Source organism: Sphaerisporangium sp. NBC_01403, from assembly GCF_045040145.1.
GTDB lineage: Bacteria > Actinomycetota > Actinomycetes > Streptosporangiales > Streptosporangiaceae > Sphaerisporangium > Sphaerisporangium viridialbum.
This window is the reverse complement of the sequence record NZ_CP109534.1, coordinates 5,308,376-5,329,631: the sequence shown is the minus strand read 5'-3', so window position 1 is coordinate 5,329,631 and position 21,256 is coordinate 5,308,376. Positions and strand designations below refer to the sequence as shown.

The 21,256-nt window shown below is 69.1% G+C and carries 18 protein-coding genes; 15 read left to right on the top strand and 3 right to left on the bottom strand.

Features of this window, described 5'->3' with window-relative positions; translation table 11 throughout:
• Window positions 1-8: 8 nt before the first annotated feature.
• On the bottom strand, window positions 9-3,470 hold the full coding sequence (locus OG589_RS23925; RefSeq protein ID WP_405139678.1) for a right-handed parallel beta-helix repeat-containing protein: 3,462 nt from the start codon (window positions 3,468-3,470) through the stop codon (window positions 9-11).
• Between the two features lie 634 nt (window positions 3,471-4,104).
• Window positions 4,105-4,779 (bottom strand): GntR family transcriptional regulator, encoded by a 675-nt coding sequence (locus OG589_RS23920; RefSeq protein ID WP_405139676.1) that lies wholly within the window; start codon window positions 4,777-4,779, stop codon window positions 4,105-4,107.
• Window positions 4,780-4,903: 124 nt separating this feature from the next.
• On the opposite strand from OG589_RS23920, the gene OG589_RS23915 reads away from it, so the two are divergent.
• The 15 genes from OG589_RS23915 to OG589_RS23845 all read left to right on the top strand — a co-directional run bounded on the left by OG589_RS23915 (window position 4,904) and on the right by OG589_RS23845 (window position 20,032).
• Entirely contained in the window at window positions 4,904-5,959 is a 1,056-nt protein-coding gene (locus tag OG589_RS23915; protein ID WP_405139674.1) for a sugar ABC transporter substrate-binding protein, read from the top strand.
• 27 nt (window positions 5,960-5,986) lie between these two features.
• The gene (locus OG589_RS23910) at window positions 5,987-7,072 is read left to right on the top strand and encodes a mandelate racemase/muconate lactonizing enzyme family protein (RefSeq protein WP_405139672.1); all 1,086 of its coding nucleotides are present in this window, start codon (window positions 5,987-5,989) and stop codon (window positions 7,070-7,072) included.
• Entirely contained in the window at window positions 7,069-8,139 is a 1,071-nt protein-coding gene (locus OG589_RS23905) for an ABC transporter permease (protein WP_405139670.1), read from the top strand. Before OG589_RS23910 ends, OG589_RS23905 begins: the two co-directional genes overlap by 4 nt.
• Window positions 8,136-9,134: an ABC transporter permease gene (locus OG589_RS23900; protein WP_405139668.1), complete on the top strand. Its 999-nt coding sequence runs from the start codon at window positions 8,136-8,138 to the stop codon at window positions 9,132-9,134. The genes OG589_RS23905 and OG589_RS23900 overlap by 4 nt, the downstream gene beginning before the upstream one ends.
• On the top strand, window positions 9,131-10,669 hold the full coding sequence (locus OG589_RS23895) for a sugar ABC transporter ATP-binding protein (RefSeq protein WP_405139666.1): 1,539 nt from the start codon (window positions 9,131-9,133) through the stop codon (window positions 10,667-10,669). Before OG589_RS23900 ends, OG589_RS23895 begins: the two co-directional genes overlap by 4 nt.
• Entirely contained in the window at window positions 10,666-11,670 is a 1,005-nt protein-coding gene (locus OG589_RS23890; protein ID WP_405139664.1) for an aldo/keto reductase, read from the top strand. The genes OG589_RS23895 and OG589_RS23890 overlap by 4 nt, the downstream gene beginning before the upstream one ends.
• Window positions 11,667-12,500 (top strand): amidohydrolase family protein, encoded by an 834-nt coding sequence (locus OG589_RS23885; protein WP_405139662.1) that lies wholly within the window; start codon window positions 11,667-11,669, stop codon window positions 12,498-12,500. The genes OG589_RS23890 and OG589_RS23885 overlap by 4 nt, the downstream gene beginning before the upstream one ends.
• Window positions 12,497-13,336: a fumarylacetoacetate hydrolase family protein gene (locus OG589_RS23880; protein ID WP_405139660.1), complete on the top strand. Its 840-nt coding sequence runs from the start codon at window positions 12,497-12,499 to the stop codon at window positions 13,334-13,336. Before OG589_RS23885 ends, OG589_RS23880 begins: the two co-directional genes overlap by 4 nt.
• Window positions 13,333-14,628: an L-fuconate dehydratase gene (locus tag OG589_RS23875; RefSeq protein ID WP_405139658.1), complete on the top strand. Its 1,296-nt coding sequence runs from the start codon at window positions 13,333-13,335 to the stop codon at window positions 14,626-14,628. Before OG589_RS23880 ends, OG589_RS23875 begins: the two co-directional genes overlap by 4 nt.
• A complete protein-coding gene (locus OG589_RS23870; RefSeq protein ID WP_405139656.1) occupies window positions 14,619-16,235 on the top strand; it encodes an aldehyde ferredoxin oxidoreductase N-terminal domain-containing protein in 1,617 nt (538 codons plus the stop codon). The genes OG589_RS23875 and OG589_RS23870 overlap by 10 nt, the downstream gene beginning before the upstream one ends.
• Before the next feature lie 11 nt (window positions 16,236-16,246).
• On the top strand, window positions 16,247-16,996 hold the full coding sequence (locus tag OG589_RS23865; protein WP_405139654.1) for an SDR family NAD(P)-dependent oxidoreductase: 750 nt from the start codon (window positions 16,247-16,249) through the stop codon (window positions 16,994-16,996).
• 156 nt (window positions 16,997-17,152) lie between these two features.
• Complete coding sequence (locus tag OG589_RS23860) at window positions 17,153-17,506, top strand: hypothetical protein (RefSeq protein ID WP_405139652.1); 354 nt, start codon at window positions 17,153-17,155, stop codon at window positions 17,504-17,506.
• A 13-nt stretch (window positions 17,507-17,519) separates the two neighbouring features.
• The gene (locus OG589_RS23855) at window positions 17,520-17,915 is read left to right on the top strand and encodes a hypothetical protein (RefSeq protein ID WP_405139650.1); all 396 of its coding nucleotides are present in this window, start codon (window positions 17,520-17,522) and stop codon (window positions 17,913-17,915) included.
• 80 nt (window positions 17,916-17,995) lie between these two features.
• On the top strand, window positions 17,996-19,528 hold the full coding sequence (locus OG589_RS23850) for an MDR family MFS transporter (protein WP_405139648.1): 1,533 nt from the start codon (window positions 17,996-17,998) through the stop codon (window positions 19,526-19,528).
• A gap of 336 nt (window positions 19,529-19,864) precedes the next feature.
• Window positions 19,865-20,032, top strand: coding sequence for a hypothetical protein (locus tag OG589_RS23845; RefSeq protein ID WP_405139646.1), 168 nt, complete (start codon window positions 19,865-19,867; stop codon window positions 20,030-20,032).
• Between the two features lie 146 nt (window positions 20,033-20,178).
• Here the strand turns inward: OG589_RS23845 and OG589_RS23840 are convergent, their stop codons facing one another.
• Window positions 20,179-21,114, bottom strand: coding sequence for a helix-turn-helix transcriptional regulator (locus tag OG589_RS23840; protein WP_405139644.1), 936 nt, complete (start codon window positions 21,112-21,114; stop codon window positions 20,179-20,181).
• Window positions 21,115-21,256 lie beyond the last annotated feature (142 nt).

Genomic DNA, 21,256 nt, shown 5'->3' with positions numbered 1-21,256 from the left:
CGTTGCGGTTACGGTCGAACCTGTATGTTGCCTCCGTTCAGCGGCAGCTGCGCAGTCGGCGTGCCGAGCTGGTAGTACGTGCCGCTGGCGTCCCAGACCCGGATCGCGTAGGTGTCCGGGTTGGTGGTCGCGTTGCCCGAGCCGGGCTCGCCGTTGTCGGTGACGTCCACCTGGAACTGGTTGTTGCCGCCTAGGCTGTACGCGATTCCGGTTGCCCGGTTGACGGCAGTGATCGTGCTCTTCCCGGTGAAGGTGGCGGTGCACACCTTCGGTTTGGTGCTCGTGCAGGACTGTCCCAACGCGGTCATCGCGTTACTCTTGATGGTCCAGTCGTAGTCACCTGCGGGCAGGTAGCCACCCGCAGGGTTGGCGACCTGGTCGGCGGTCAGGGTCTTCCGGTAGGTGTACTGGCTGTTGCCCTGGATGTTGCCGTTCTTCAGGTACTTCGCGGTGAACCCGAAGTCGCTCTTCGTACCGAGGTTTGGCTCGGTCAACCAGCCGCCGCCGGTTGTGAAGCCGGTGCCGTTCAGCACCAGGTACGAGACCGGCGTGGAGGGTTCGGAGGTCTGCTTGTTGGCGTTGGTCGCGGTCGCGGTCAGGCTGTGCGAGCCGGCCGCGAGACTCGACTCGGGTGTGCACGACCAGCTGCCGGTGAGGTCGGCCTCGGTGGTGCAGACCGTTGTGCTGCCGTCCCTGACGGCGATGGTCGACCACCGTTCGGCGGAGCCTGTGACCGTGACCGCGCCGTCGCCCGCCGAGGTGTCGGCCGGCGACGTGATGACCGGCGGGGGCGGTGCCGTCTCGGCCATGAAGGCCATCAGCTCGGCCACGACCAGGTAGTTGGTCCCGCTGAGCTGCACCTGGATGTAGCGGCCGGTCATCGGCCCGTCGATGGTGGTGGGTCGGCCCATGGTGCCGGTGTCATGGAACGACCAGACCCCGGGCGTCGCCGCCCATGCCGCAGCCGGCTTGTCGTCGGTGAACGGGGTGCTGGACACCAGTACCCAGTAGTCCTTGTCGCGGTCCACCTCTGCCTGGGCGCCCGTCCGGTTCCACACCTGGATCTTGTCGAGGTTGTACACCTGGCCCAGGTCGACTCGCCACCAGGCGTTGGCAGCGGAGTTGGTGTGAGCCATCGCCTGCTGCGTGTAGTCGCCGCTGGTGTTGCCGTCCACGCCCTTGCCCGCGCTCAGGTCGCCGAAGCCGGTCAGCGTGGAGATCTGGGACGCCGGCTTGCCGAGGGCGACGTTGTTACCGCCGACCAGGCCAGACTTGGTCCCGACGCCTGCCGCGTTGGTGACGGTGAGGTCACCCTTGGTCTTGCCAGGGGCGAAGTGTGCGATGAGGTAGTTGGGCGAGACGTACTGCACGAGCTTCGCGGGATAGCCGCCGATGGCCACCTGGGAGTCCGGGCTGAAGCCGGACCCGGAGATCAGCGTGCCGGCCGCGGAGTCGGGGTCGCTCACGATGTAGATCCGCGGCGGCTGCTGGTACAGCTGGTGCTGGTAGGCCGGCTGCAGGCCGGCGTTGGAAAGCAGCGAGTTCGGGATGACGCCGGGGCTCGGGTTGCCGGAGATCTGGACGTTGCCCTGGCTCGTGAAGTTCGCCGCCGGGCCGTTGAAGCTGCAGATGTTGCTGTTGATCGCGCCCACCCGGTAGTTGTTCGTGACCCGAACCGGGCCGGGTGTGGTGCAGCCGCCGTTGAAGCCGCCGCCGTTGCCGTACTCGGCGTTGCCGTCGAGCAGGATGTAGCTGCTGCCCTCGTCGTGGTAGAAGAAGTACCGCGGGCCGGGGTTGCTGAACGCGACGTTTCCGGTGACCTGCAGCGCGTGTTCCCAGGTGTTGTTCGACTGGTGGCCCTGGGTGTACATCGGCCCACCATCGCTGCGGTCACGCATCGTGTTGATGAAGACGTTGTTGCGGATCGCGTTGTCCTGGTTGATGCTGGGGTCCGCGGTCAGGTGGTTGATATCGATGTGGTGGCCGCCCCAGCCGAAGCTCACGCCGGTGTACGGCATGTCCATCAGCTGGTTGTGCTCCACGACGGTGCCTCTCGTGTAGTACACCGAGATGCCCACGCCGCCGGAGAACTCCTCGGCCACGTTGTGCAGGTAGTTGTTGCGGATCGAGTTGTTGATCGCGATCTCGTCCGGGTCGTCGTCGAGCGGCAGCGGGTCGTCCATCGCACCGAGCACGAGGCCGTTGCTGGAGATGTCAGTGAACTCGTTGCCCTCGACGAGGTCGCCGTTGGCGCCGTGGTAGAGCCACAAGCCGGCGTTGCCGATGTGGCGGAACCTGCTGTTGAGGAACTGGACGTTCTTCGTGCCGCTCAGCTGCACCGCCGCGGTCGGCGGTGTGTAGTTCTCGGTGGGGCACTGGCCGGGCAGTTCGCCGGCCGGCGGGAAGACAGGCGGGTTGGTCACGTACTGGCACAGGCCCTGGAAGTTGTAGCCGTTCGGCAGCGTGACGGTGTTGCTCGCCTGGATCTGGGAGAAACCGACGTTGGTGCTCGGCTGGTACCAGGTGGTGTGCGCGTACTCGATGCCCGTGAACGTCACGTTGGCAAGTGGATCGGTCCAACTCGCCTCGCTGTGGACGACGTGCTCGTTGACGGCGAGCACGAAGGTCATGGACGCGGGGTCCTCACCGCTCTTGGGCCAGTAGTAGACCTTGTGAAGGGACTTGTCGTAGTACCAGTCGCCCGCCTTCATGAGCTCGAAGGCGTTCTCGATCCAGGTGGGCTGGGAGTTCGCCGCCAAGCTTGGGAAGCCGCCGGACGGGTTGTCGTTGCCCTGGCCGATCGGCGAGGAGCGGCGCTGGGTGTTCTGCCAGCAGGGCTGCGACATCGTCACCGCGGTGCCCACGATGCTGCCGACCAGGCAGCGGCTCTGGCCCCAGGCCTGGTGGTTGTCGTAGACGAACTCGATCTGGTCGGGGTTCCGCCACGACGCGAGCGAGGAGTTGGCTGCGGTGTAGCCGCCGCTGGCGAAGTTCGAGGTCGGCGTCGTGCGGGTCAGCGTCACGGGGTTGGTGCCCCGCGAGCGTGGCACTCGGACGTCGTTGGCATAGAGCCCGCGGGTGCTGATCCCATCGGGGACGTCGACGCTCCAGCGGTTGGGGGCGTCCGCGGCCGGCGCCCAGCCGCTCAGCGGGATGCCGCCGGAGAGGATGGGCCGCTGCGGACCTGCGGGCTGCCACACGATCCGGAACCCGTTACGGCCGGAGTCGGCCGAGGTGAAGGTGAGCGGTTCGGCGAGGTAGTAGGTACCTCCGGCCAGCAGCACGTGGATGTCAGAGTCCATGCCGGCCGCAGCGGTCCGCGCGGAGAGTTGCGCCTGCTGGATCGAGCAGGGCTTGTCGGCGGTGCACGCAGTGCCTGTGCCGTGCGGGGCCGCGTAGATACGGTGCGCCGCCTCGGCGGCAGCGTAGCCCGGGGCGCCGACCGCGACGGCTGCCAAGCCGAGCACCATCGCGATGATGGTGCCGAGATACAGGCCACGCCGGGTGCCGGTGCCGCGTCCGGCTGACGGGGCACAGCGCGGTGAGGACGAGGACTGTTTGGCTGCGCGAGGGCTTGTAAGCGGTCGTGGAGTGGGGGGGCGGATCACGGGGGACTCCCAGTCTGCACGGAACCTATAGGAAATTTTATCTAGAATGCAGGGCCAGTGTGCGGAGGTCAAGATAAAACCCGGCGTGACATGGCGACACTCAGAGTGGCGGCTCGCGATGAAGACGTCAGCCCTGCGCGACACGAAACGCCGCGGCTGAACGCAGCGCACCAGCGCCATCGCGGGCGCTCCGCGGTGCGCGACGGCAAACGGTGGCGAATGCCCGGCCAGAGGCGGCCGCGAGCGTGGCCGGATCCGCGTCGCCTGCTGCGATGGCCTGATGTTCCGCGATGATCGCGGTGCCGAGCCGCATGCTGTAGCGCTGGCGAACAGATGCAGGTGGCAGTTGGTCCTGACGAACGCCTGAAACAGTTGCTCGTCGCCGGCGAGTTCGGCGATCCGCCGGGGTGTCAGGACCGGCGTGGTGAAGGAGCCGCGCAGTTGCTCCTTGCGGGCCAGGCCCTCGGACTCGAGCTGCGCGGTGCCTTGTCCGGAATCAGTCGAAGGCCGGAAGCTGCCGCTCGCGTGCCCTGGTCAGATGCTCACGCATGGCCTCTTCTGCGTCGTCGGGGCGGCCGGCCTGGATGGCGGCGGCGACACGCTGGTGCTCCTCGCCTGTCGTGCCGGCCTGGGCGTAGGGGAAGTACCGCCGGTGCAGGTGGAGATGGACATGCAAGCGGTCGAGGCCGTCGCGGAGCAAGGGGTTGCCCGACGCCTCGGCGATGAGGTTATGGAACCGGGCGTCGTGCGTGGTGAAGGCCGCATGCCAGCGCCAGCCGTCGGGGTCGTCTCCCTCCGGCGCTATCGATGTGGCGGCCTCCGCGGCGATCGCCTCGCGGTGCTCGGGGGAGGCTCGCTCGGCGGCCCATCGTGCGGCGGCGCACTCGAGCAGCAGCCGCAACTCGAACATGTGGGTGAACTCGGCGCGGGTGAGCAGGGGGCTGACGGTGTAGCCGACGAGGGGGCGCTTGCGGACCAGCCCGTCGGCCTCGAGGCGGGCCAGCGCTTCGCGGACGGGTGTGGGGGAGACGTCGAGTTCGCGGGCCAGCGCGTCGATGTTGACGCGGTCGCCAGGCTGCATGCTGTGCTCGAGGATTAGCGCCCTGAGCGTGTCATACACATCGTCGCCGAGCGTGGACCGCCTGAGTCGGATCGGTTTGGGGGGTGCCATCCAGCCCAATCTTCCTACGAAGTCGGAACATTTCCCCGGGGTATCAGGTCTTGACGACCTCGCCGGGGCGGACTATACATCCGGGGAACATCCTATAGGATCCATCCCTCGGAGAGGTGCAGTCATGAATCTACCCCTCACTCGGCTCGGCGGACTGGCTGTCGCTCTGGTGCTCACCGCCGCTGCCACCGCCGGCTGCACCAAGAAGAGCGACGACACAGCGACGGCCGGTGCGACCACCCGGACGCCTGCCCAGGTCAAAATCGCCCTGGTCCCCGGTGGGGCACACCCCTACTTCCAGCCGTGGAAGGACGAGGCCGCCAAGGTGAAGACCGATCTGGGCCTCGGCGACGCCACCTTCAACGAGACCTCCAACTGGGACCAGACCAAGCAGAACGACGTGCTGAAGTCCCTCGCCGCGCAGGGCTACAACGCCTTCGGCATCTTCGGCGTCTCCCCGGAGAACATCAACGCCACCTTCGACGACCTCAAGAAGCAGGGCTTCCGGGTCGCCTCGCTGGCGTCCTGTCCGGCCGGCAGCGTCAACAAGGCGGAGTTCTGCCTGTCCACCGACGTCGAGCTGGCCGCCTACAAGGCGGCGCAGGCCGCGATCCAGGCCATGGGCGGCCAGGGCAACCTCGTACACCTGACCGGCAACAAGGTGGACTCCAACACCCAGCGCCGCATCGCCGGGGTGCAGAAGGCGGTCGACGAGACCGGCGGGAAGGTCAAGCTCCTGCAGACCGTGACCGACGTGGACAAGGACCTGCAGACGGCGCAGAAGGCCGTCGCCGACCTCCTCGCCGCCAAGGGCGACCAGATCCAGGGCATCGTCAACACGGCCTACAACCCCGCGGTCGCCTCCGCCGAGGGCGTTAAGCAGGCTAAGCTGCCGATCAAGGTCGTCGCGATCGACGACGACAAGACCATCCTCGCCGCCATCCGGGACGGATCGGTCGCCGCCTCCGTGCTGCAGAACCCGGTCGGCCAGGCGTCCGTCGGGTCGTATGCGTTGATGAAGCTCGCGGGCGGCTGCACGATGACGGAGTCGGGAGTGATCATCGACTCCGGCTCCTTCGTCGTCGACAAGGCCAACGTCGACACCTATGACACCGACCGGCAGGCGAAGACGGACGAGCTGAAGAAGACGTTCGACAGCCAGTACCTGTCCTGCAAGTAGTCCTTCACGCCCAGTAGGAGCCTCCCCTTGCCCGCGATCACTCACGCCGAGGCGTATCTCGTCGACCTGGAGGTCGAGACCGTACGCACGGACGCCGTCCAGTCGTTCATCAAGCAGGAGACCGTCTTCGTCGAGATCCAGACCGACGACGGCGGCACCGGCACCGGCTACTCGTACACGATCGGCACCGGTGGTACGGCCGTGCTCGCCCTGCTGCGCGACTACCTGTTACCGAGGCTGGTAGGCGCGGACGCTCGTCGGGTTGAGTCGGTGTGGCACGACCTGTTCGCCGCGACCCGGGCGACCACGGTCGGGGCGATCACCTCCCTCGCCCTCGCCGCCGTCGACACGGCCCTGTGGGACTGGCGGTGCCGCGACGCGGGACAGCCGCTGTGGGTGCTCGCGGGTGGTGCGAAGGACCGCATCCCGCTGTACGACACCGAGGGGGGCTGGCTGCACCTCACCACCGAGGAGCTCATCACCGGTGCGAAGGCCAGCCAGGCCGCGGGCTGGCCCGGGGTGAAGCTCAAGATCGGTCGCTCTCCCGTGGAGGACGCGGAACGGCTGGCCGCCGTCCGCGCGGCCGTCGGGCAGAACTTCGACCTGATGCTCGACGCCAACCAGTCACTCACCGCCGCGGAAGCCATCAGGCGGGCACGGCTCCTCGAACCGTTTGACCCCTACTGGTTCGAGGAGCCGCTGCCGAGCGATGACGTCTCCGGACACCAGGCGCTGGCCGCGTCCGCCTCGATCCCCGTTGCGGTCGGGGAGTCGCTCTACTCGGTGGCGCAGTTCCGCGAGTATCTCCACCGGCAGGCGGCCGGCATCGTACAGGTGGACGTGGCGCGCATCGGCGGAATCACCCCGTGGCTCAAGGTCGCGCACCTGGCCGAGGCGTACAACGTGCCGGTCTGCCCGCACTTCCTCATGGAGCTGCACGTGAGCCTCTGCTGCGCCGTGCCGAACAGCCGCTACCTGGAGCACATCCCACAGCTCAGGGCGATCACCCGCCGGGAGACCGAAATCGTCGACGGGCACGCCCTGCCGCCTACGACTCCGGGGCTCGGCATCGAGTGGGACCGTGACGCGATCGACGACCGGAGAGTCCGGTGAGCACGCAGACCACGTCTCCATCCGAGGCGCCGGCGGCGGGCTCGCCGGAACCGCGCAGGACGTCGATGATGCCGCTCTGGGCCAACCCGCGCATCGGCCTGCTCATCCTGCTGATCGCCCTCGTCGCGCTCTTCACCGCGCTGCGTCCCGCGTTCATGGACACCACGCTCACGCTGGTGCCGCTGCAGTCGGACATCAGCGTGTACGCGGTGGTCGGCCTCTCCCAGCTGGCGGTCCTGTCGCTCGGGCACATGAACATGGCCGTCGGCCGCATGGCCGCGATGAGCGCGTTCGCCATGGGGCTCGCCTATGACCGGCTCGGCTTGTCGCTGGTGATCAGCCTGGTGATCGGGCTGATCGTCGGGATGTTGCTGGGCGCGCTCGCCGGGCTGATCATCTCGCGTACCGGGGTCAACTCGTTCGTGGTCACGCTGGCGATGGACTTCGCCCTGGTGGGTCTCATCACGATCCTCTACAGCCGGTTCACCGACGGCGTCGCCTTCAGCGGTCAGCCCGCCGGCATGGATGCCCTGCGCAACGACACGTTCGCCGACTACTGCACGGGCGACATCTGCGGCCCCAACATCCCCTTGGTCGTGCCGATCGCGCTTGTCGCGGCGCTCGTGGTGGGGTTGCTGTTCCGCTTCAGCAGGCTGGGCCGCGAGATCCTGATGACCGGCGCCAACGGAAAGGCCGCCGAGCTGTCCGGCATCCCCATCCGGAACCGGGTGGTGCAGGCGCACGCGCTCAGCGGGCTGCTCGCCGGGCTCGCCGGTTTCCTGCTCGCCGCGAACAACGGAGCGTTCTCGGCGAGCATCGGCGACTCGTTCCTGCTGCCGTCGTTCCTCGGCCCGGTGCTCGGCGGCACGCTGCTGGCCGGTGGCGCCGTCAGCATCCTCGGCACGGTGCTGGGCGCGACGCTCACCCAGGTCATCTACAAGGGGCTGAACCTGCTGCAGTTCCAGCTCGACCAGCTCAATCTCTACATCGGCATGGTGCTGCTGGTCGCGCTGTCGCTTGACCGGGTGCGCCACGTCGTCGCAGAACGAAGGGGGGTGCGGGTATGAGCACCGGTACCACGACGGCCGGCCGTACCGCTCTCGGCGGGAGGCTCAAGGAGGTCACCGTCCGGCCGGAGTTCACCCTCGCCGTGCTCGCCCTCGCCGGCTTCGTCGCGCTTGCCATCGCCACGGACGGCAATCTGCTCTCCCGCGGCACGCTGGACGCGTTCTTCCGGTTCCTCGCCGTCCCGATCGTCATCGGGCTCTCCCAGATGGTGGTGCTGGCCATCGGCCAGATGAACCTGTCGGTCGGCGCGCTCACGGGCCTGTGCGCCATGGTCGCGGCATGGCTCATGCTCGAAGCCGGCCTGCCCGCCCCATTGGCCGTGCTGGGCGCGCTCGGGGTCGGCCTCGCCGCCGGTCTCGTCAACGGGCTGCTCGTCGTGTTCACCCGGATCAACGGCTTCATCGTGACCCTCGCCACCATGACGATCATCGTGGGGCTGCGGTACGGGGTGAACGGCCCGGGCACCTTCCAGGGCTACTCGCAAGGGCTGCGCGACCTCGGCACCGCCTCAGTGCTCGGCCTGCCGGTCGTCTTCGTCCTCGCGCTGGTGGTGGCCGCCCTGGTGGCCATGTTCTTCGGCCGCACGGTCACCGGCCGGCAGTTGCTGGCAACCGGCGGCAGCCCGTTCGCCGCCCGGCTGTCCGGTGTCTCCAACGACCGGTCGATCGTCATCGCGCACGGGCTCAGCGGCCTGCTCGCCGGGGTCGCCGCCATCATCACGGTCGCCGCCTCCGGCTCCGTCAATTACAGCATCGGCGACGATCTGCTGCTGCCGAGCTTCGCCGCGCCGATCATCGGCGGGGTGGCGCTCACCGGCGGAGTGGTCAGCGTTGTCGGCACCTGCCTTGCGGCGTTCCTGGTCCGGCTGGTCGACGTCATGCAGGCGCAGTTCGACATCAACCCGCGCTGGATCGACCTGATCATCGGCGCGGTCGTCCTTGGTGCGGTGCTGCTCGGCACCGTACGACAGAAGTTGTCGAAGGGGTCGTCATGATGCTCACCGCCGAGAGCCTGGTGAAGACGTTCCCGGGAGTGCGCGCGCTGGACGGCGCCACCCTGCGGCTCGCCGCGGGCAGCGTGCACGCCCTCCTGGGCGAGAACGGCGCAGGCAAGAGCACGCTCATCAAGATCATTACCGGCGTGTACCGGCCGGACGGCGGGAGGGTCCTGCTCGGCGACACCGAGTTGCACATGAACGGGCCGCTCGACGCCCAGCGGGCCGGCATCGGCGTGGTCCACCAGGAGCGCAACCTGATCCCCGAGTTCTCCATCGCGGAGAACATCGTGCTGCACCACCTGCCGCGGCGCTTCGGGCTGGTCGACCGGGCGCGGATGCGTGCCGAGGCCCGCCGCTGCCTTGACCTGCTCGACCTGGACCTCGACCCGGACACCCCGGTCTCCCGGCTGTCCGTGGCGCAGGCGCAGCTGGTTGAGATCGCCAAGGCGCTGAGCGTCGACAGCAAGGTGCTGCTGCTCGACGAGCCGACCGCGTCGCTCACCGGGGATGAGGCCGACCGGCTCTACGGGATCGTGCGCAGGCTGCGCGACAGCGGGCACGCCGTCGTGCTGGTGAGCCACAAGCTGGAGGAGGTCTTCGCGGTCGCGGACACGGTCACCGTGCTGCGCGACGGGCGCAGCGTGGCCGAGGCCAAGCCGCTCGCCGACTATACGCAGGACCAGATCGTCGACCTCATGGTCGGGCGGGCGTACTCCTCGGTCCGCCTCGCCGAGCGTCACGTCGACCCGGAGACGGCGCCGGCCTTGCGACTCGACAAGGTGTGCACCGCGCGGGGCCACCGCGACATCTCCCTGTCCGTACGTCCGGGGGAGATCCTCGGACTGTACGGCCTGGTCGGGGCCGGCCGCAGCGAACTGGCCAAGGCGCTGCTCGGGCTCGACCGGATCACGTCGGGAACGGTGGAGGTTCAGGGCCGTCCGGTGCGTATCCGCGATGTCGGTGATGCGCTTCGCCGCTACCGGATCGGCTACGTGACGGAGAACCGCAAGGAAGAGGGCCTCTTCCTCGACCAGCCGATCACCCGCAACGTCGGTGTCACCGTGTGGCGGGGCCTGGCCAGGGCCGGGCTGGTGACCGATGGGGCGGAACGTCGCCTGGTGGCCCAGTACGTCAACCGGCTGGGCATCCGGATCTCTTCGCCTTCCCAGCTCGCGGGCCAGCTCTCCGGCGGCAACCAGCAGAAGGTCAGCCTCGCGAAGTGGCTCGCCGCCAACTGCGAGATCCTGATCGTGGACGAACCGACGGTCGGCATCGACGTTCGCACCAAGGCGGCCTTCCATGAGCTGATCGCCGAACTGGCCGGTTCCGGGCTGGCGCTGCTGCTGATCTCGTCAGACCTGCCGGAGATCGTCACCCTCGCCGACCGGATCGCGGTGATGAACGACTTCAGCCTCCGCGGCGAGCTGGTCAACGACCACGACTACGCCCGGATGAGCCAGGCGATCATACGGTTGGTCCACGCGGGGACCGGCCCTGCGCGGCCACCCGCGGGTGAGGGTGAAGCGGCATGAATCCCACTGATCGGGTCCGGCTGGGCCGGACGGACGTGCAGGTGACCCGGCTCGGCCTCGGGCTCGCCCCGCTCGCCGGGCTCTACCGGGAGGTCGGCGACGGGCAGGCGTACGCCACCGTCGAGCAGGCCTGGGAACTCGGCCTCCGATACTTCGACACCGCGCCGCTGTACGGCAGCGGGCTCTCCGAGCGGCGCGCGGGCCGGGTACTGGCCGGCAAACCCCGCGCGGAGTTCGCCGTCTCCACAAAGGTCGGTCGCCGGCTTGTCGGGTCCGGTGGCCGGGAGGCCGCCCCCGACCCCGGCGACCGGAACGATACCATCTGGGCCGAGCCGACAGACGTCGTGCCAATCCGGGACTTCAGCTCCGAGGGGGTGCTGCGGTCCTACGCGGAGAGCCTGGACCGGCTCGGCCTGGAGCGGGCCGACGTGCTGCACATCCACGACCCCGACGACCATTACCCCGAGGCGCTCGCCGGGGCCCTACCGGCTCTGGTACGGCTCCGCGCCGAGGGCCGGATCGGGGCGGTCTCGGTCGGGATGAACCAGACCGAGATGCTGGCGGACTTCGTCCGTACCGGTGAAGTCGACTGCGTGCTGCTCGCCGGCCGGTACACGCTGCTCGACCAGTCCGGCCTCGCCGAACTGCTACCACTGGCCGCCGAGCAGGGGGTTTCCGTCATCGCCGGGGGTGTCTACAACTCCGGCCTGCTCGCCGACCCCAAGCCCGGCGCCACCTACGACTACCTCCCCGCCCCGGCCGGCCTGCTGGCTCGGGCGCTCGCCGTACAAGAGATCTGCGCCCGGCATGACGTGCCGCTGCGGGCCGCCGCGATCCAGTTCCCGCTCGGCCACCCGGCGGTCGTGAGCGTCGTCATCGGCGCCCGCTCGCCTGCTGAGGTGGCCGACGCCGTGGCGATGTTCTCCCACCACATCCCGGACCGGCTCTGGCAGGACCTGCGCCGCGAAGGGCTGCTCCCCGAGGAGGTGCCGACGCCGTGATCATCGACTCCCACCAGCATCTCTGGACCGCCGACTACCCATGGCTGGCCGATCCGGCGCTCGACCGGATCCGCCGCGACTACGGCGTGGAGGACCTGCGGAAGAACCTGCGCGCCGCGGGCGTCGACCGGACGGTCCTGGTCGAGGCCGGCCGGTGTGACGCCGCCGAGACCACCGAGTTCCTGGCGACCGCGGCGGCGACCCCGGAGATCGCCGGTGTCGTCGGCTGGGCGTCGCTCACCGACCCCACCCTGGCCGACGTCATCGCCGGCCATCGGGCCGGGACCGGGGGTCACCTGCTCGTCGGCATCCGGGACCAGGTGCAGGGCCATCCCGACGACTTCCTCGACCGGCTCGATGTGCGGGCGGGTCTGCGCGCGGTCGCCGCGGCCGGACTCGTCAACGAGGTGGTCGTGCGTGGCCCGCAACTGCCGTCGGTGGCCAGGGCGGCGCGGGCGCTGCCGGACTCCCGGTTCGTCCTCGACCACCTCGGCAAGCCGAGGGTCGCCGCCGGCGCGGGGGGTGTGGACGAATGGCGCGCCCTCATCGCCCCGGTGGCCGCATGCCCGAACGTCGTGGCGAAGATGTCCGGCCTCGTGGCCGAGGCCGATTGGTCCCACTGGACGGTCGAAGACCTGCGTCCCTTTGTCGAGACCGCCGTGGAGATGTTCGGCGGCGGCCGGCTCATGTTCGGGTCGGACTGGCCGGTCTGCGAGGTGGCGGCCTCCTACACCGAAGTTCGCGCGGCGTTCGAGGAGATCCTCGGCGGGACGCCCGACGACATCTTCGCGACCACGGCGATCAGCATCTATCAGTTGGAGATCTCATGAGGTACATGCGGGTGGGCCCGGCGGGGGCCGAGCGCCCCGTGGCTCACGTCGACGGTCGATACTTTGACCTGTCCGGCGTCACCAGGGACATCGACGGGGCATTTCTCGCCTCCGGCGGTGTCGGCGCCGACCAGGCTGTCCGGTTGCCGGAAATCGACGTCGCGGGGCAGCGGATCGGTGCGCCGATCGCCCGGCCGGGTGTCGTGCTCTGCATCGGCCAGAACTACGCCGCCCACGCGGCCGAGTCGGGCAGCGAGCCGCCCGAAGTGCCGATCATCTTCTACAAGGCGCCGAACACGGTCGTCGGGCCGTACGACGACGTGCTCGTCCCGCGCGGCTCGAAGAAGACGGACTGGGAGGTCGAGCTGGCCGTCGTCATCGGTCGGACCGCCCGCTATATCGAGTCGCCGGAGGTGGCGCTCGCCTATGTGGCGGGGTACGCCGTCTCGAACGACGTCTCCGAGCGGGATTTCCAGCTCGCCGTCTCCGGCGGGCAGTGGTCCAAGGGCAAGTCATGCGAAACGTTCAACCCGCTCGGCCCGTGGCTCGTGACTCCCGACGAGGCGGGCGACCCGCGCGCCTTCGGCCTGCGATCGTGGGTGAACGGCGAGCCCAGGCAGGACTCCACCACGGCTGACATGATCTTCGATGTCGCCTACCTGATCTGGCACCTGTCGCAGTACACGGTGCTCGAACCCGGCGATGTCATCAACACGGGCACGCCGCAGGGTGTGGCCCTGTCCGGTCGGTTCCCCTACCTCGCGCCGGGCGACGTGATGGAGGTCGAGATCGATGGTCTCGGCCGGCAGCGCTCGGCCTTGCGGGCGGTGAAATGAAAATCACCGCGGTCGAGACGCACGACATCCGCTTTCCGACCTCGCGGCAGCTCGACGGCTCCGACGCCATGAACCCCGACCCGGACTATTCCGCCGCCTACCTGATCCTGCGTACGGATGCGGGCATGGACGGGCATGGGTTCACGTTCACGATCGGCCGGGGCAACGACGTCTGCCGGGCCGCCATCGACGCCCTTGCCCCGCTCGTGGTCGGCCGGCCGGTGGACGACCTGGGGGAGTTCGCCAGGCGCCTCACCCATGATTCCCAGCTGCGCTGGCTCGGCCCGGAGAAGGGCGTGATCCACTTGGCGACGGCGGCTGTCGTCAACGCCGCGTGGGACCTGGCCGCGCGGGTCGCGGGCAAGCCGGTGTGGCGGCTGCTCGCCGACATGAGTCCGGAGCAGCTCGTCGACCTCGTCGACTGGCGCTATCTCACCGACGCCCTCACCCCCGCCGAGGCGCTCGACCTCCTCAAGGCGGCCAGTCCGGGCAAGCAGGAACGCATCGCCGAGCTCGAACGGCACGGGTACCCGGCGTACACGACGTCGCCGGGCTGGCTCGGCTACGACGACGCCAAGCTCGTACGGCTCGCCAAGCAGGCCGTCACCGACGGATACACGCAGATCAAACTCAAGGTCGGCGCCGACCTCGATGACGACCTGCGCAGGATGGCCCTGGCCAGGGAGGCGGTCGGACCGGGGATTCGCATCGCCGTTGACGCGAACCAGCGCTGGGACGTCGCCGACGCGGTCGAATGGATGACCGCGCTCGCGCCGTACGACCCGTGGTGGATCGAAGAGCCCACCAGCCCCGACGACGTGCTCGGGCACGCCGCCATCAGGCGCGCCCTGGCCGCCGCGGGCCCGGGCGGGCGGCCGGTCAAGGTCGCCACCGGCGAGCACATGCAGAACCGGATCGTCTTCAAGCAGCTCCTGCAGGCCGACGCGGTCGACTTCGTGCAGATCGACGCGTGCCGGGTCGCCGGGGTCAACGAGAACATCGCGATCCTGCTGCTCGCCGCCAGGTACGGCAGGCCGGTCTGCCCGCACGCGGGCGGCGTCGGGCTGTGTGAGCTGGTCCAGCACCTGTCGATGTTCGACTACGCCGCGGTCTCCGGATCGCTGCAGGACCGGGTCATCGAGTACGTCGACCACCTGCACGAGCACTTCGTCGATCCGGTGGTGATCTCCAACGGGGCGTACATGCCGCCCAGCGCGCCCGGCTTCTCCGCGGAGCTGCGGCCCGAGACGCTGGCCGTGTTCTCCTACCCGAACGGCCCGGCATGGCGTTGATCCACGTCGAGCTGGCCACCGGGCACGCGCAGATGCGTCCGGCCGGTGACTTCGACGGGCCGGTCGCCGCGCTGCGGGTGCTTCTCGACGCCATCGACGGCCCGGTCGAGCCGGCCGACGCGCCGCTGGCGCTCGTGGCGAGCAGTGTCGCCGGGGTGGCGGGGCCTGGGCTGGCGCGGTGCGCCGCCGTCGGGCTCTCGCCGCTGTCCGGCGGTGTCGCGGAGACGCGGGCGGAAGGTCCGTACGCCGCGGGGCTGCGGGCGGCCGGGGTCACCGGCGTGGTGCTGCACGGCCGGGCGGCCGGACCCGTCTGCGTGGTGGTCGAGGCGGGGCAGGCCAGGCTCGACCCGGCCGGAGAGTTATGGGGACTGGAGACCGGCCCGGCCACCGACGCCCTGCTCGCCAGGTACGGCGCCGGCGCCGCGGTGGCGGTGATCGGGCCGGCCGGTGAGCACGGTGTGCGGTACGCCTCGATCGTCACCTGCGGGGACCATCCGCTGCCCAGGCTCGGACTGGGCGCGGTGCTCGGCACCAAGAACGTCAAGGCGGTCGTCTGCGTCGGTGGATCCACGCCGCCGGTCGCCGATTCCGACGCGCTGGGCCGGGTAGCCGCCGACTACGCGGCGGCGCTGCCCGGCAATCCGCTCACCGCCTGGCAGCATGGCGAGCCGGGTTTCGGGGTCTGGTCGGCCGAGCCCGGCTATGCGCCGGTGGCCGGTTTCGCCGACACCACCTCGCGCGGCGGCGTCGGCACCGCGCCTGCGCTGGAGCGGATCGCCGCCTGTCCCGGCTGCCCGACCGACTGCATCAAGGTCTACGCCGGGGCGGCGCTGCATCAGGAGGCGCTCGCCATGCTCGGGCCCAATCTTGGCGTCGCCGATCCGTGGGCCGTGCACGCGAGGTGCGTGCAGCTCGGGCTGGACCCGGTGTCGCTAGGCGGCACCCTCGCGGCCGCGGGCGTGCCGGCTGCCGAGGTGCCTTCCGTGATCGAGCGGATCGGGGCCGGAGGCGACCCGCTCGGCGAGGGTTCGGCCAGGATCGCCCCGGACCATGCCATGGCGAGCAAGGGGGTGGAGTTGCCGCCCTTCGACCCGCGGGTGCAGCCGAACCTCGGACTCGGGTACGCGGTCGCACCGATCGGGCCGCGCTACGACATCATCGAGCACGATCTCGACTTCGACCCGGCCGAGGGCCTGCCCCACAGCTATCCGGAAATGGCGGGATTGGGCGTGAGCGTACCGCGCCCGCGGGGTGAGATCGATGTTGTCCGCACCGCGCAGCTCCTGCGGCTGTGGAGCGGTCTCGACGCGCTCGGCATCTGCCCGTACGCCGCGACGCCCACCCGTCCGCTCACGCTTGCGCAGGTGGAGGCGCTGGTTGAGGCGGTCACCGGTGAGCGGCCCGACGTGCTGTCGCTCGGCGCGGAGCGGCTGCGGCTGCAGCGGGAGGTGAACCGGCGGCTCCGCATCAGTCTCGAGGCGGACACCCTCCCCGACAGGTTCTTCAACGAGCCAGTCGCCACCGGAAGGTACGCCGGTGCGGTCCTCGACCGGGAGGCGTTCATGGCCGCGGTGGCCGAGCTGCACCGCGAGCTCGGGTTCATTTGAAAGGAAGCGATATGGGAAATTTTGACGGATTGGTCGCCGTGGTCACCGGAGGTGGCTCGGGGATCGGCAAGGCATGCGTCGAGGCGTTCGTCGCGGGTGGGGCGAAGGTGGGCGTGCTCGACCTCGACCCCGGTGAGCAGGGCGGCGCCACGCTCGGCGTCGTCGCAGACGTCGCCGACTCCGTGTCGCTGGAAAAGGCCATGGCCGAGGTGGCCGCCGCCTTCGGCGGCATCGACATCCTGGTCAACAACGCGGGCGTCAGTGCCGTCGGCACCGTTGAGGCGAACGACGACGCGGAGTGGCACCGGGTGCTCGACATCAACGTCGTCGGGGTCGCCCGCACAACCAAGGCCGCACTGCCGTACCTGCGCCGCAGTGCGCACGGCGCGATCGTGAACACCTCGTCGATCGCCGCGACGGCCGGGCTGGTGCAGCGGGCCCTGTATTCGGCGTCGAAGGGCGCGGTGCACGCGCTGACCCTGGCGATGGCGGCCGACCTGGTCGCCGAGGGCATCAGGGTCAACTGCATTGCCCCCGGCACGGTCGACACGCCATGGGTGGCACGGCTGCTCGCGCGGACCGACGACCCGGAGGGGGAGAAGACGCGCCTCGCGGCCCGCCAGCCCACCGGCCGGTTGGTCAGCGCGGAGGAGGTCGCCGCGGCCGTCGCCTACCTCGCCGACCCCGCGGCCGGTGCGACCACCGGGATGGCGCTCGCCGTCGACGGCGGCATGTCGGGCCTGCGGCTGCCCCGCGCCTGAACGGGGTGGCGGCGGTCAGCGGGCCGGGCGCCTGGTCCGGCCCGCTGACCGCCCCGTCTCGCCGTGGCCTGCGGGTGCCGAGATGACAACCCATGACGCCCCGCTACCGCCAGGCGCTCGGCCGCCTGGCGGTGGCGGGCCACAGTCGCCCGGTACATGCTTGCCGCCCGGTGTCTGGCCCGGTTCGGGTTCACCATGCCGCCGCACAACACCAGCAGGTCGGACTACCCGGCGAACGCCGAATACTTGGGGTGGCTGGGCGCGCTCGACGTCAGTAAGAATGGATACACGGGCACGGAGCGCCAACTGCTCAGCGACATCGAGGCCGCCCGCGCCGGGATACGCGGGTACAGCATCCCGCTGGAACAGGATGACGTCCAAACTGGCGGCGTCTCCACCTTCAAAGGAAAACCCGTGCCGAAGTACGGGTGTGACGGCGAGTCCCAGCGGCAGCTCAACGGGCAAGCGCCGGGGCCAGACGGCAAGGTGCCAGCCATGCCGCACATCTAACCTCTACAACTTCATGGTCCCAGAACTGATTAGGCCCCCTCGCGATGATTGCGGGGGTCTTCTGATCTTGTACAGCTGCGAGATACAGCTACGGGGTCAGTCGCTTGTTCAGGCGCTTCAGCGCCTTGCGGGTTTCGGGGTCTTCGCCGTCGAAGTCGACGCCGTCCCAGACCAGGCCGAGCACTTCGCCGCGACGCAGGCTGAGGAGGAGCACCAGGACGTAGGCGGCGTACAGGGGCTCGCAGACATTTCGGAGTGTTCGAGGAAGCGGCGGGCTTGGTCGAGGCTCCTGGTGGTGTGCTGGCGGCGCTTCTTCGTCGACTTGCTGGCGTTCGGCATGACAGTAAGACCGGCGACGTTCTTCGTGATCAGCTCTTCACGGATGGCGCTGTCGGTGAAAACCAGGTGACGTCTTACATCGCTTGCCGCAAGGCTGGTCGCGGTCGATGAGTTTTGTCGGTGGCTGCAGCCAGTATTTGCTGCATGGCTATGACTGCTCGTGAGACCGAAGGCTGCGACGCCAGCCATGACCACGTTGTGCCCGAAAACCCCGAACGAGGTTCCGTGTCCAGTCCACAGCTCGACTCACTTGCCAAATCCGCGGCAACGGTTTCAGGTCGCACCCCGGCCGTGATCCGACTGCTGGTGCTCGCCACATTCGTGGTCATCCTCAACGAGACGATCATGATCAATGCGATCCCGCAGTTGATGGGGGCGCTGCACATCACCGAGCAGACCGCGCAGTGGCTCTCGACCGCCTTCATGCTGACCATGGCCGCGGTCATCCCGATCACCGGGTGGTTCCTGCAGCGGGTGTCCACGCGCCACGCGTACGCCACGGCGATGGGTCTGTTCCTGCTCGGCACGGCGTTAGCCGCCGTCGCGCCGTCGTTTGAGGTGCTGCTGGGCGCCCGGATCATCCAAGCGTCCGGGACAGCTGTGATGATGCCGTTGCTGATGACGACGCTGATGCAGGTGGTGCCGGAGAAAGACCGGGGCCGGGTGATGGGCACCGTCAGCCTGGCCATCTCGGTCGCGCCCGCAATGGGCCCAGCGATCTCGGGGGTGATCCTTCAGTTCGGGTCTTGGCGCCTGCTCTTCGCCGTGGTGCTCCCCATCGCCGCCGTGATCACTTGGGGCGGCTTAAGGCAGCTCAAGAACATTGGCCAGCCTGAGTTCAGCACTATTGACTGGTTCAGTGTGGCAACCGCCGCGGCCGGCTTCGGCGGCCTGGTCTACGGGCTTAGCCGGTTCGACAGCGGTAACGTCGGCGTTGCCGCCGGAATCGTGGCGGCCGGCCTGGTCACCATCGCCGTCTTCATCGTTCGCCAGCTGTCGTTGCAGAAGCGCGGCGTGCCGCTGATGGACCTGCGGACCCTTCGGCACCGCACCTACACGGTCGCGCTGATCCTGATGTCGGTGGCCTTCATGGCGATGCTCGGCTCAATGATCTTGCTGCCGCTTTATCTGCAAAACGTCCGCGAACTCAGCGCCCTGCAGACCGGACTCCTCGTGATGCCGGGCGGCCTCGCGATGGGTCTGCTCGGTCCGACCGTCGGCCGCCTGTTCGACAGGTTCGGCGGCCGGGTTCTGGTTATCCCCGGCTCGATCGGGATCACGCTCGCGCTCGCTGGCTTCACCCAGGTCACGATGACCATGCCGTACTGGCAGCTCCTCGGTCTGCACGCGCTGCTGATGGTGAGTCTGGCCGCGACCTTTACCCCGGTGTTCACCCTCGGGCTCGGAGCGGTTCCCTCGCACCTCTACTCCCACGGCAGCTCCATCCTGAGCACGCTCCAGCAGGTCGCCGCGGCCATCGGCACCGCGCTCGTGATCACCGTGATGAGCGCGCGAGCCGATGCCCTGAAATCCGAGGGAGCCACCGAGGCGCTCGCCAACCTCGGCGGCATGCGACTGGCCTTCATCATCGGCGCGGTGCTGTCCGTGGCTGTGGTCGTCACCGCCATGCTCCTACCGGCCCGGGCGGAGAGCGCCGGCGAGCATGAGGGACACGGTCTATGAAGCCGACGTGATGGCGGTGGAGTGGGACGCCGTGATCCCTCTTGCCGGGCGGACTGGGCCTGCCCGGCAGCAAGCAGATCAAGTTCGCCGCCGCATATGCCGGGCGGACCGTGACACATACGTTGGCCTTGTCTACCTCGTCTACTACGTTGCCCATATCAGCAGCGTAGGCAACGTGGCTAGGGGCTGCTGATCATGCGGAGCGGTATTACTGCACCTCCGGCCTGCACCTGCCGGTCGCGGACATCCTGCGCTTCATAGCCGTCGTCTACGGCGCCCACTTCGCCACCCACGACATCCGGACTCGTGGGCGCCGCCCGCCGGAGAGGAGAAGGCGTGCCAGGTGCCCAGCACACCGGTGTCGAAGGCGGCATCGGCCTGACCGCCCTCATGGTCGCCACCGCGCGGGCGATCGAGACCCACCGGCGCGATGCCCTCGCCGGCGACGCATACGCCGAGCACTTCGTGCGTGCCGCCGCGGCGTCCGCGGCGTGGGACGGGTGAACCGCTCAGCCGGCCAGATGAAGATCGTGAAAGCTCGAGACTAACGGGCAGACGCATGGAAGCCGCGGGCGGTCGTCCACCAGACGGGTGCGACACCGGCCGCCGTAACCAGGCGGGACGCTTCTTGTCGCCTTTGGCGGAGGCGCTCAGGCTCCGGGGTTATCAACATCGTGCGCGGCAGGGCCGTGGGGGGCTGAGGTGGGCGCCTTGGTCTTCCCGCCCGGCCTCGAAACCTCTTCTTGGGTCGCGGCCCAGCTCGCGAGCAGTTTGAGCGCGTCTGCGCTGGGAGTGCCGGGGGCGGCGGTGTAGACGAGGATGGTCAGGCCGGGGTCGGAGGGCAGTTCCATGGCCTCGAAGTTGAGGTCGAGGTCGCCGACGACCGGGTGGTGCAGCTTCTTGAAGCCGGTGCGGTGGAAGCGGACGTTGTGTGCCGCCCAGCGCTGCCGGAAGGTCTCGCTGCGAGTGGACAGCTCGCCGATCAGCTCGGTCAGCGCCTTGTCGTAGGGGTGTTTTCCGGCTTCTGATCTGAGCATGGCGGCGATGTCGTCGGCGGCTCTCTCCCAGTCCTGGAAGAATTCCTTGGACGCCGGGTCGAGGTAGATGAAGCGGGCGCTGTTCGCCGGTCGCCTCGGGTCGGCGAGCATGGGCGTGTAGAGCGCGCGGGCCATCCGGTTCGCCGCCAGCATGTCGTGCCGATCGTTCCGGACCCAGGCCGGCGCGTCGGTGATCGCGTCGAGGACCTGCTGAACGGACGGCCGCACCTGCTGTGGTGCGCTCCGACGCCTCGGCGCCGGCGACGCGTTGGACTTGCGTGCCAGGTCGAACAGGTGGTCGTGTTCGGCCTCGTAGAGCTGCAACGCGCGGGCGAGAGATTCCAGGACGCTGTCGGATGCCCCGGCGAGGGTGCCGCGCTCCATGCGCACGTAGTAGTCCACGGAGACCCCGGCGAGCATGGCGACTTCCTCACGGCGAAGCCCCTTGACGCGGCGGTTGCCGCCGTAGGCGGGCAGGCCGGCCTGTTCCGGGGTGATCCGGGCCCGGCGCGAGCTGAGGAACTCGCGGATCTCGGTCTGAGGGTCCATGCCTACGACGGTACGCCGGGCACCTGGACGTGAGGGAGGCACTGGCATTACCGGGCACGACAGGCACTCCCGCGCACGTGAGACCCGCGTTTCACTGGGATCACCGGCCGCAAGGAAGCGCATCAGCGCCTGCGGCCGGTTC